11 protein-coding genes are annotated in these 10,279 nt (G+C 40.7%); 7 read left to right on the top strand and 4 right to left on the bottom strand.

All coding sequences use genetic code 11. The annotated features are described in order from the left end of the window. Positions 1–178 precede the first annotated feature (178 nt). Together ASV53_RS19990 and ASV53_RS19985 are read left to right on the top strand one after the other, a co-directional pair. On the top strand, positions 179–1,198 hold the full coding sequence (locus ASV53_RS19990) for a transporter (RefSeq protein ID WP_094958396.1): 1,020 nt from the start codon (positions 179–181) through the stop codon (positions 1,196–1,198). Between the two features lie 155 nt (positions 1,199–1,353). Beyond that, positions 1,354–1,746, top strand: a complete 393-nt coding sequence (locus ASV53_RS19985; protein WP_094958395.1) for a DUF2750 domain-containing protein — start codon at positions 1,354–1,356, stop codon at positions 1,744–1,746. Between the two features lie 50 nt (positions 1,747–1,796). Here ASV53_RS19985 and ASV53_RS19980 read toward each other — a convergent pair whose 3' ends face one another. Next, positions 1,797–2,129, bottom strand: coding sequence for a hypothetical protein (locus ASV53_RS19980; RefSeq protein WP_062687665.1), 333 nt, complete (start codon positions 2,127–2,129; stop codon positions 1,797–1,799). A 560-nt stretch (positions 2,130–2,689) separates the two neighbouring features. Between ASV53_RS19980 and ASV53_RS19975 the strand changes: the two genes are divergently transcribed. Both ASV53_RS19975 and ASV53_RS19970 read left to right on the top strand, forming a co-directional pair. Further along, on the top strand, positions 2,690–3,472 hold the full coding sequence (locus ASV53_RS19975) for a nucleotidyltransferase family protein (RefSeq protein ID WP_094958394.1): 783 nt from the start codon (positions 2,690–2,692) through the stop codon (positions 3,470–3,472). A gap of 256 nt (positions 3,473–3,728) precedes the next feature. Further along, positions 3,729–3,989 carry a Rho-binding antiterminator gene (locus tag ASV53_RS19970; protein WP_048897676.1) on the top strand — a complete coding sequence of 87 codons (261 nt, stop codon included), beginning with the start codon at positions 3,729–3,731 and terminating at the stop codon, positions 3,987–3,989. Positions 3,990–4,380: 391 nt separating this feature from the next. Here the strand turns inward: ASV53_RS19970 and ASV53_RS19960 are convergent, their stop codons facing one another. Then, the gene (locus tag ASV53_RS19960; RefSeq protein WP_094958392.1) at positions 4,381–5,208 is read right to left on the bottom strand and encodes a LysR family transcriptional regulator; all 828 of its coding nucleotides are present in this window, start codon (positions 5,206–5,208) and stop codon (positions 4,381–4,383) included. Positions 5,209–5,438: 230 nt separating this feature from the next. Here ASV53_RS19960 and ASV53_RS19955 point away from each other — a divergent pair, with 230 nt between their 5' ends. Further along, entirely contained in the window at positions 5,439–6,161 is a 723-nt protein-coding gene (locus ASV53_RS19955; RefSeq protein ID WP_094958391.1) for an SDR family oxidoreductase, read from the top strand. Positions 6,162–6,243: 82 nt separating this feature from the next. Here ASV53_RS19955 and ASV53_RS19950 read toward each other — a convergent pair whose 3' ends face one another. Continuing rightward, positions 6,244–6,762, bottom strand: a complete 519-nt coding sequence (locus ASV53_RS19950; RefSeq protein ID WP_094958390.1) for a porin family protein — start codon at positions 6,760–6,762, stop codon at positions 6,244–6,246. Between the two features lie 265 nt (positions 6,763–7,027). On the opposite strand from ASV53_RS19950, the gene ASV53_RS19945 reads away from it, so the two are divergent. Then, positions 7,028–7,873, top strand: coding sequence for an enoyl-CoA hydratase/isomerase family protein (locus tag ASV53_RS19945; RefSeq protein ID WP_062687661.1), 846 nt, complete (start codon positions 7,028–7,030; stop codon positions 7,871–7,873). Positions 7,874–7,900: 27 nt separating this feature from the next. On the opposite strand, the gene ASV53_RS19940 is transcribed toward ASV53_RS19945, so the two are convergent. Then, complete coding sequence (locus ASV53_RS19940; protein WP_189337927.1) at positions 7,901–9,373, bottom strand: META domain-containing protein; 1,473 nt, start codon at positions 9,371–9,373, stop codon at positions 7,901–7,903. Positions 9,374–9,659: 286 nt separating this feature from the next. Here ASV53_RS19940 and ASV53_RS19935 point away from each other — a divergent pair, with 286 nt between their 5' ends. Beyond that, the gene (locus ASV53_RS19935) at positions 9,660–9,971 is read left to right on the top strand and encodes a hypothetical protein (RefSeq protein ID WP_062687659.1); all 312 of its coding nucleotides are present in this window, start codon (positions 9,660–9,662) and stop codon (positions 9,969–9,971) included. Positions 9,972–10,279: the final 308 nt, after the last annotated feature.

The following is a 10,279-nucleotide window of genomic DNA, read 5'->3' as shown; positions in this document are numbered from 1 at the left end:
TATTAATAGCGAAGCAAATTATCAATTATGAGAGGGTCTTATAAGCATCTCAGGATTAAGACATTAAATGAGACGTCTCATTAGACGTTATGTTTCGTTCTACTACTCTTTTTTTATGGTCAAAGACGTATAACTCTCCGACCTTTTTGGGATTAATTTGCGTTAAAGTGAGGAAGTTTTGAATACATTCAAATATAAAAGCTTAGTAGCGCTACTAACACTTTGTTCTAGTGCTGTTTTTGCCGAGGAACCCTCTGCAGATCAAACCGACGATAAAAAGGAAAAGCCAAAAAGAGTCCAAACCGTTGCAGATATTTTTGAGCAACCAGGTGTACTAACACCACGAGGTTCTTTTGTCTTAGACACATCATTTTCCTACACGCAGAATTCTTCAAATTCTGTCTCTGTTGTAGGTTACACCGTTTTACCTTCATTGATTGTGGGATTAATCGAAGCCAGCGATGTTGATAGAACAACATTGACTGTCGGGTTTACTGGACGATATGGGATAACAAATCGCTTCGAAGTAGAAACTCGTATACCTCTTGTTTACCGAGCAGATTCTATTTCAAAGCGTAAAGCCCAAACTGGTGCAAATAATAACGAACTTCTTGATTTAGATGGTAGTGGTTTAGGCGACATTGAAGCTGCATTTAAGTATCAATTTAATATGAATACTGCACCTTATTGGATCGGTAGCTTACGTTTTAAAAGTACGACAGGTAAATCACCGTACGATGTCAGTATCGATCCAAAAACCAATGAATTTGAAAGCTTACCAACAGGTTCTGGATTTGCCAGTATAGAGCCAGGGGTCACCATGATCTTACCGATCGACCCCGCCGTAATATACGCAAGCACCAGTTATATCTGGAATATTGAAGATGATGTTGAAACTGAGTCAGGTAACCAGACCATAGATTTAGGTGACACTATTTCGTTCAGTGCTGGGATGGGGTTTGCGGTCAATCCGAAATTTTCATTTAGCATGGGGCTTAGCCACAAAACCATTTTAAAATCTAAAATCAATGGCACAACACCAGACAATGCAAAATTACTTCAACTTGATTCACTGTCTTTTGGTGCAAATTATGCCATCAGTCGTGATACAACAATCAACATTGGCGCCACTGCAGGATTAACAGCTGATGCCCCTGATTTTCAATTGTCAGTACGTGTTCCAATTACTCTAAAATAGCCTCAGAGTATGCCTGTAGCTGTTGCAGGCATGCTATATTTCCCCCATTACGCTATCGTATGATCCAATGCTTCTTCTTACGCTGAGTTTCACTTAACTCTGTTACAAAATTGCACTATCCTATAGCGAATTTACTGTTCGTATCAGGAATACCCATGGCAACCCCATTAGATCAAACTAAAATCGACAACATCAACCAATATGATGCAGAGAAGCGCTACCAGTATCTAATCAAAGAAGTCGTTGCAAACCGTGAAATTTGGATCCTAACCGATGAACACGGTTGTGTGATGCTAAATAGCGAAGATGAAGATTGTGTACCTGTATGGCCAAATAAAGAATTTGCAGAGTCATGGGCAACAGGCGATTGGGATCACTGTAAAGCAGAAGCGATCTCTTTAAACAAGTGGCACAGCCGCTGGAGCCATGGCCTTGAAGATGATGAACTTGCTGTTGCTATCTTCCCTAACCAAAATGAAGAAGGCTTGGTGATCTTCCCTGATGAATTTGATTTCGAGCTAAAACAGCAAGCTCGTAAATCAAAGTAATCAAAGCAAGGGGCTAGCAAGCCCCTTTTTCTCGCCACTTATTTCTGAATTTATTTCAGCGGCTTCTTACAGTGACTACATGCCGTAGGCGGCTTCATGAAAAATGGGGAGCGGCTTGCATTACCACATGCATCACAGAACTTAGTCGAACGAATAGTCAGTAGCGTTAATGGCACCATAAAAATCAGTAAGCCAATCATCATAGCCAAAGGCGGCTGCATATACACAATAAAGCTAGCCAATACAGCATTACTAAAAATTGTGTACTTCGGCCACAATTTACGCTTACGCTCTGCATCTTTACCTCGTTGAAATAGCAGCATGCTACCTACCGACAAGCCTAACCAAATCACGACCAAAATAATCAATAACTCTTGCTGCAAAATACTCTACCTTATGACGTAAGCGCTTGATAAGCAGTGTAACTGATTTTAAACCAATTTTATGAAGTAATTGAACTGATAATCACTGCAAGTAAAACCCTCTGGTCAATACATAAATAGCATTAAAGCGAGGTTCACCTTGCAAAGCGGATAGCAAAAGGTACGTGCTCTTAGTCAAAGGTAATGGGCAAATACACTTATACCAGCATTAGCTATTGTCTAAGTTTAGCTGTAATCGGACGCCCTTATGGCGACTTTGTAGAGCAGGTCACACTTTCTGCTTAATTATTAAATAAACAGCCTCAATCCCCCTTGTAAAGGCCCAAATACACCATATATATGCTGTATAGGCGGCAAATATTCATTTTGAGTTCAGCTAACCTTGGTAAGATAGCAATCGTAAAGAAAAGATACGAAGAAGAAAAACAACCGAACAACATACGACACTTTTTGTCCCTCATCGTTATTAAGATGATGTAGGTAACACCGTTTTATGTAAGTTGTAGATTGTTTACGTGACAGTTAGCTGCTGTCACCTAAGCTATCACTGGAGTTGTTGAATGGATCTTAAATCTGTTATTCGTGCTTGTTGTGTTCTTTTATGTGTTGTTGGCCGTGGCTCTGTTGCTGCACCACTGCCTCAATTTACAGACACAGACTTCGAGCCATCTTCCAAAGAAACGGTTCAGAGTAAAAAATCGTTTCAGCGCAGCCTGAGTGGTCTTTACAGCATTGAAAGTTGGCAAGAGCCAGCAATCACTCAACCCTATTCTGAGTTTGGCATGCTTTACACTGCTGCTACTCATGCTCAAACTGAACTAGACGCTCTGATTAAAGAAATCAGTTTAGTCACTCACACTCAGGCGATTATTCCTGGTGTTAAATCAAAAGCGCGTGCACAGAAGAAAGTTGCAACAGAGCTTCAAGGTGACGCTAGCCGTATTACCGACCTAGCCCGTGGATCTATTGTTGCTGACGATATTCCAAGCTTAGTTCAAGCCTTTGAATTAATGAATAAAGAAGTAACAGTTGTTGCGGTAAAAAACAGGTTTAAGAAACCGACGGCATCTGGCTACCGTGATTTAAAAATGCTAGTACAGTTACCAGAGACAAACATCATTGCTGAAGTACAACTTCACCTAAAAGGTATTTCAGATATTAAAAATGGTGCAGAGCATGAAATATACGAGAAAATTCAGAAGATTGAACGTACAAGTCTAGAACAAGATCGTGAATTATCAGAGTTCGAACTAGCACGTATCAGCCAGCTTCGTTCTGAATCACAGGAACTCTACCAAGATGCATGGCAGCTGTACTTACAGCCTGAAACGATTGCTATCTAACTAACAGTAGCCTCTATACCAACCGCTAAAGGCCGTATCAACGGCCTTTTAATTATCTCACTCCCCCACCAATCGAATTCATCCCATTTTTGAGACAATCTTCAATCTATTGACTATCCTATTAATACCATGGTTTCTAGTTATACCAACTCGGGTAAGTAAGTGTTCAGGTGAATTTAACCAGCAAGAACGACCAGTTACTTAGTTAGATTGGTATCAGATCATCTAGAAACAGGAAACAGCGTTAGGAAATAATATGTCGCATACTTATAAACCTATCGACTGTGCATTACATGATTGCTTTGAAATTGCTTGTTTATATCACTATCAAGTGACACTTAAACTGCGCGATCAAAGCATTATCGAAGGTGAATGCATAACAACAGAAACGCATCCTGATAAATCAGAATGGCTAGTATGTAAAACACAGTATCAATACTTAAAAATTAGGTTAGATCAGATACGTAAGATGTACTCGAAATCTGCCAATGCTATCTTTGGTGAAGTAAACCTCTAATTTAGTTGCCAAAAGCACGTTTTTGCGTGCTTTTGTTTATCGCTCACAAAAGTGTACAATATAAAACCAAATTGGTTAGCGAACAGATTTCTATGTCTTCAATTATTACAGTCGGCACTAACGTCATAATGGCTATTGTGATGTTCTTTTCTCAATTATCTCAATACTTTACACCGCATAAGGTTATCGGTTTCCCCTTGAATTACGTTTCTTATTTTGGGAAGACTGACACTTACCAATTTTTTCCAGCACGCCTCATTACCACGGGTGTATTCTGGCTATTCATTTTTATCCTCTTAAACATATTCATCCTACTGGCTAAAAAAACCATAAAATCAAAATGATAAACCAATAGTGGCTACTCGCGATTCTCTAAATATTTATTGACCTTTTATCGTAACGCTCTTATCACCGCATTTAATGCTTGGCTGTTGGCCTTACTTGCCGCGTAGGTTAAGCCTAACCGACGGAACATTCTGGGGCCAACCAAAGGCACAGTTACCAACTGGTTCGATTGCTCTAACACGCCAGTGGGTAAAAAAGAAATACCGATCCCAGCCTGAACCAAGTGCATTACCTGCATCTTATGTTCAGCCCTCGCCAGCAAGTTCAATGACAAACCATCGCACGCTAACAGGCTAATTGTTTGTTGGTGTGCTTCACACGGCGGACACTCAATAAAATCATACTGGTGCAGATCACGCGGCTTTACTTCCGTTAACTGCGCTAATGGGTGATCAGGCAGCATACATAACACATAGTCTTCTTCCCATAATGGTAAGAAGATTTCATCTTCCGCTTTAAGAATATCGAGCGTGATAGCGCAATCTGCGTGCGGATCGTTGGCATCTACCAACTCTAAACGCAGTTCAGGGCAATTTTCACTTAACCTTGCCAGCACCCGAGCCAATTCGGTCTGGCTTAAATCTGGAAAGTTCGCAATTTTGATTGGAGAGGTCTGTCGTCGCTGAATAAATAAATCTGGCAATGCATGAATTTCATTCATCAACTGCACAGCTTTTGGGTACAAGTGATGTGATTCTTCTGTCAGCGTGACCCCTTTCTTATGGCGCTCAAATAAGGTTACCCCGAGCTCTTCTTCCAGCTGCTTCACAGCATTTGAAATGGAAGGTTGCGAAACGTAGCATCGGTTTGCCGCTGCTGTAATGTTCTGCTCCTCATACACAGCAATAAAAAAGCGTAATAACCGTAAATCCATACCAAGTTCCTAATTTTCATTCATCGTTAAAGTTAACAACTATGATAAATAACACTTATGGTTACGGGCTTCAAATTATCTATCCATAGTTTTTACTTATCATAACCCTTAGTAATTGATATTTTTCAATTTCATCCCCTAGGCTTATATTAGCCACCAGAACGCAGCAAGCTATTCCATTTATGTTGCGTAACCTCATGTAATAAAATAATTTTTAGAGAGAGTATCTTATGTCTAAGCCACTAGTTGTTATCACAGGTGCAAGTTCAGGTATTGGTGAAGCAACAGCACGTCACCTTTCAGAGCAAGGATACGCTCTTTTATTATTAGCGCGCCGCGTTGAGCGCTTAGAAGCCTTGAACCTTCCAAACACGCTATGTCGCAAAGTAGACGTTACAGATGTAACTAGCTTTAAAGCGGCGATTGAAGAAGCTGAAGCACAATACGGTAAAGTCGACTGCTTAATCAACAACGCAGGTGTGATGCTACTTGGCCTTGTACATGAGCAAAGCCCGTTAGAATGGCAAAACATGGTTAACGTAAACATTCTAGGCTTAATGAACGGTATTCACTGCGTACTTGCAGATATGAAAGCACGTAAAGGCGGTACTATCATCAACATCAGTTCTGTTGCTGGCCGTAAAACGTTCCCAAGCCACGCTGCATACTGTGGTACTAAATTTGCGGTTCATGCAATGAGTGAGAACATTCGCGAAGAAGTGGCAAGTGAAGATGTACGTGTTATTACGATTGCACCGGGTGCCGTTGAAACTGAGCTTCTGAGCCATACAACAAGCGAAGAAATCAAAGCGGGCTATGAAGATTGGAAACAAGACATGGGTGGCATTCTGGCACCACAAGATATTGCTAACGCGATTAGCTACGCATACAACCAACCACAAAACGTATGTATTCGTGAAATCGTACTAGCAGCGACACGTCAACAGCCTTAATTTAGAACTAAATAAAAAAAAGCACTACCATTCCGGTGGTGCTTTTTTATAGCTAAGCTGACTTGAAAAGTTGAGTATAACGCTAAAATTTATAATCAAGGCCTAACGTAACGGCATCAAGCTCATATCGCTCATGAGATGACACTCGATTTAATTCTACATTGGCTTTTAAGCTATCTGTAATTGAGTAGCTAACTCCAGCGCCAAAACTCCCACTATTTTTCGTACTGTTATGCGCCGCTTCATCTATCTTTGCAGATGTCGCGCCGACTAAACCATAAACCGAAACATGTTGATTAATCGGATACTGAGCTTTTGCATAAACAGAAGTAAAATCACGTAAAGAAATTTCGTCCGTACGTAAATTCACGCCGCCATAACGCATTTCGACACCAAAGTACTCATTGATATCGTACCCCGCCTTTAGTGCTCCAATAGGCGCGTCTTCATTTTTAACCATCGTTGAATTTTTTTGCTGGCCAGCACCCACATTAGCACCAATGTAAAAACCTGTTGCATTAGCAAGCGTTGGCGTAATTAAAGAGATAATTAATGACAGTTTTAAAATCGCGGGTAGCTTTACATTTTTCATAAGTTTCATCGTTAATTTCCGATATTAGAACGTTTAATACCTTTAGTAGGGCATCGTAATTGCAGGGAAAGTTATATTCACCCCCCTTTACATCTGGCTGAATTATGAATAGTACGAGCGACATTTTGAAATTAGTATCTATAAGTCGGACTTAAAAGTAGTTGCCTGAAGCCTTTGTTGAGCCCTTTACCGGAAAGCATTTCGATTTAAATCTGCTAATGTTAATGCTCTGGATGTAAGCGCTTTTTCAATATTTTTTAACGGGAGTATGACTATGGACAGTCTTAGCCTATCGAATATCGCAGCAAGTCACCTTCTCACCAGTATAAAAAACGATGTGCTCACCATCACGATGAACCGCCCTCATAAACTAAACGGGTGGACAATGGATATGATGGAATCACTTAAAGAAGCTTTCTCGATTGCCAATACAAACGATAATGTAAAAGCGATTATTCTAACGGGGGTGGGTAAATATTACTCTGCGGGTGTAAATTTAGCTGGCACGTTGAAAGTCATGCCGCCTAAAGCACTACATGAATTAATCGTTAAGAATAACCAACGGCTTTTTGAGGTATTTTTAAACTGCAATAAACCCTTACTCATCGCTATTAATGGTCCAGCCATCGGGGCCAGCGTGACTTCTGCTACTCTAGCAAACCGTATTGTTACAGCTGACAACGCAACATTTTCAACGCCGTTTTCGGCATTGGGCATTACCCCAGAGGGGTGCTCCAGTTACCATTTCCCTCGCTTATTAGGTGAGGCAAATTGTCAACGTATGCTAGGTAAAGAGGGCTGGAAGCCCAATGCAGAAGAAGCACTAACCGCAGGGTTAGTACAAAGCGTTGTACCGCAACCTCAGTTAATGGAAGAAGCTCATCGTATTGCCCAAAACTGGGTTGTAAATAAAGAAGATCGCCAGTTCTTAGCAGGAAGCTCCCTAAAAGAACTACAAGCAGCCAATGCCAAAGAATCCGTTCAGCTGGCTGATGCTTTTTTTAGTGCTGCTTTTTTAAAAAACCAAGCGCATTTTTTCTTCAACAAGAAGAAATACGCACCCTCAATCACTTTCTTCATGCTGTGGGCGTTAAGGCCGTTATGGGCTCGCTTCATGTAAGGAGCCACTAGCTGAGTAGTCCTATATTTAATCTGTGGGCTTAAAAACCATGACTTTTGATTCTGCAGATTCCTCCAAGTACAAATAGAGCTGACCGGCGTAAAAACCATAGCGCTCCACCTTTGCTAACGCTTTTAGGAACTGTTTTTCTTGCTGTCGACTTTCGTCACTTCGGCATGCCTTACGCGTGGTAGCAATGGTGGATAGTTTTATATCGGTTTTACCTTCCGAACTTTGCACCTTGCTAGAGTAACGGTTACAGCCTGTTGAACCGACAAACTGACCCTCATCAAACATCAAAGTGCTCCCTATTGGAGTCGTTTTAGACGCAGGTAATGGCCCTTTCTCCATCAAATACCATGTTTTACCCGCTAATACATCGAGACTAATGCGGCTACGTTGCAGCTTACTGTCATCCTGTACTAACTTTCCGCCCTGGTATTGCCAAAATTGCGTAACAAGATCACCACCGCAACACATAGGATCTTGTTTACCCGCCTGAATGGATTTCACAACAATAAATGGTGACTCTACATAGAGGTCTATCACTTGAATACGATCGCCAATAAGTGCTGTTGCGACATTATTCGCCTCACCATACCCATAAGAGTCTAATTGCTCATCAAATAGCGACAAATATGAAAACCGCCCAGAACCGCTAGTTTGAAAATCAGTGATCACTGCAGCTTGGGTTTGCTTGTTATTCATGACATTACCATAAGCAACAAGATTCCCAGCAAACGTGAGAGAAACCTTGTAATAACCCTCGGTGCCATTAGATGTACTTGTACTCTGCCAATTTTCGCCCCACTGCCCACGCCATAGGCGTTTTGGCTCATTGTCTTCACCTATGCCTAATATTTCTGCCTGCTGTAGACGCGTGACACCAAGTGCAGAAATCATAGGGCTAGGTTTTTCAGCAACCAAATTACAGCTCAAAGAATCTCGCCCAACTTGTACACTTGCGGTTTTTTTATGTGACCAAAAGCTAGCAGTATCACTCGTGTATTTAGCACCACTCGCACTCACTGCCGCATCTAATAACTCACTGTCTGTGCCATATTGAAGTATGGCTTTAGATTGATCGTTGAATTGATAGAAGCGCACCGCAACCGCAGGATGCACTCCTCCACTGCATCGGTAATAGGTTGGTTTATCATTAACGAAAAGTCGCCCTATCTGCGCCAAACTTTCAGTCTGTAATGCATAGCTATTTTTAGTGCACTGATAAACATCAACCGATTTCCAACAATCATTGCGTCCTTTGATCCAGCCTCGCTGAGAAGCTTTAAAATTCGCCAGAGCCGATTCAGGCATAGTTGATAATACTTTTTTGTATAGGCCTTCCATTTGAAGATCGAGCTTTACTAGCGTCTGATCGTGGCAAATTAAGCTCTCAACTTCTCCAGAAGCTTTCGTACATTCAAAGCTCGGCTTCACTTCGCTAGCAAAAGCAATATTCGCCACCAGTACTAATGGTACACAAGTCAAAAACTTCATCTTCATTCCTAAAACAAGATAAATTATCGTAAATTTTTTATTCAAATATCATTCATATGAGATATGTGAAAACAGTGTAATAAACCAATATTTACAACCTTGAAAGTCAATTGGCACACAAGGGCTCTTCTCGTTAAAACTTTATACCAGAATATCCTTTTAAGCATTACTACAGAGACAAAATTAAGATTAAATATTCTAAAAGTGAATAATTATGACCTGCCATAAGAGGATTTCCCTGCCACAATTACTATGATTCCGTGTACAACGAGAAGACGAGGTAACTATGAAAATAATTAAGACGAGTCTACTTATGGCAGGGTTAGCCATGTCGTTTACCGCAGCTGCTGAGTATCGTATGAACGTTTCATCTGTCAATGATGGCGCGTGGATATCAGTAAGTGAAAACGGTAAAGGAGTCGAAGGAGCGACAGTTACCACTAATATTCATGGCATAAGGAGTGAAAAAACCGATGAGTATGGGCGCGTATTTGTCTCGCTTCCACAAATTCGTTCCCAAACAGTCAAGTTCACCGCTACTGATGACAGTACTGGACAATCACTCACAAAAGTAACCTATATTCAGCGTGACAAATAATATAGGTATATAACCGTACCCTGCCATAAAAGGGTACGGTTAATTAAAAAAGTACTTTTCCTCACCGTTTTCTCGTAACCCATGCACACCTACCCCACAGAGCAATAAAAAATTTAAATCTTCATCTCATTTTAGCCATACCAGTTAGATTGACATCAAACATGGCTTATTTACCTCACAATGGAAAAAATCCCTTATAGCTATTCATAAAAAGTGAATGCTATCAATAGAACTCCCCTCGATTATGAGTCGCAATAAGAAATAGAAAATCAATTTAACTCATTATTTTTTTTGGAGATTAATCACTC

The organism is Photobacterium sanguinicancri, assembly GCF_002265265.1.
Classification (GTDB): domain Bacteria; phylum Pseudomonadota; class Gammaproteobacteria; order Enterobacterales; family Vibrionaceae; genus Photobacterium; species Photobacterium sanguinicancri.
The sequence above is the reverse complement of the archived record's forward strand: the minus strand, read 5'-3'. Positions and strand labels throughout refer to the sequence as shown.

Excerpts from the sequence above, each read along its gene's own strand:
- ASV53_RS19935 (WP_062687659.1), top strand. The coding sequence starts at position 9,660 with ATGAAAATAATTAAGACGAGTCTACTTATGGCAGGGTTAGCCATGTCG.
- ASV53_RS19975 (WP_094958394.1), top strand. The coding sequence starts at position 2,690 with ATGGATCTTAAATCTGTTATTCGTGCTTGTTGTGTTCTTTTATGTGTT.
- ASV53_RS19940 (WP_189337927.1), bottom strand. The coding sequence starts at position 9,373 with ATGAAGTTTTTGACTTGTGTACCATTAGTACTGGTGGCGAATATTGCT.
- ASV53_RS19985 (WP_094958395.1), top strand. The coding sequence starts at position 1,354 with ATGGCAACCCCATTAGATCAAACTAAAATCGACAACATCAACCAATAT.
- ASV53_RS19945 (WP_062687661.1), top strand. The coding sequence starts at position 7,028 with ATGGACAGTCTTAGCCTATCGAATATCGCAGCAAGTCACCTTCTCACC.
- ASV53_RS19950 (WP_094958390.1), bottom strand. The coding sequence starts at position 6,762 with ATGAAACTTATGAAAAATGTAAAGCTACCCGCGATTTTAAAACTGTCA.
- ASV53_RS19955 (WP_094958391.1), top strand. The coding sequence starts at position 5,439 with ATGTCTAAGCCACTAGTTGTTATCACAGGTGCAAGTTCAGGTATTGGT.
- ASV53_RS19970 (WP_048897676.1), top strand. The coding sequence starts at position 3,729 with ATGTCGCATACTTATAAACCTATCGACTGTGCATTACATGATTGCTTT.
- ASV53_RS19960 (WP_094958392.1), bottom strand. The coding sequence starts at position 5,208 with ATGGATTTACGGTTATTACGCTTTTTTATTGCTGTGTATGAGGAGCAG.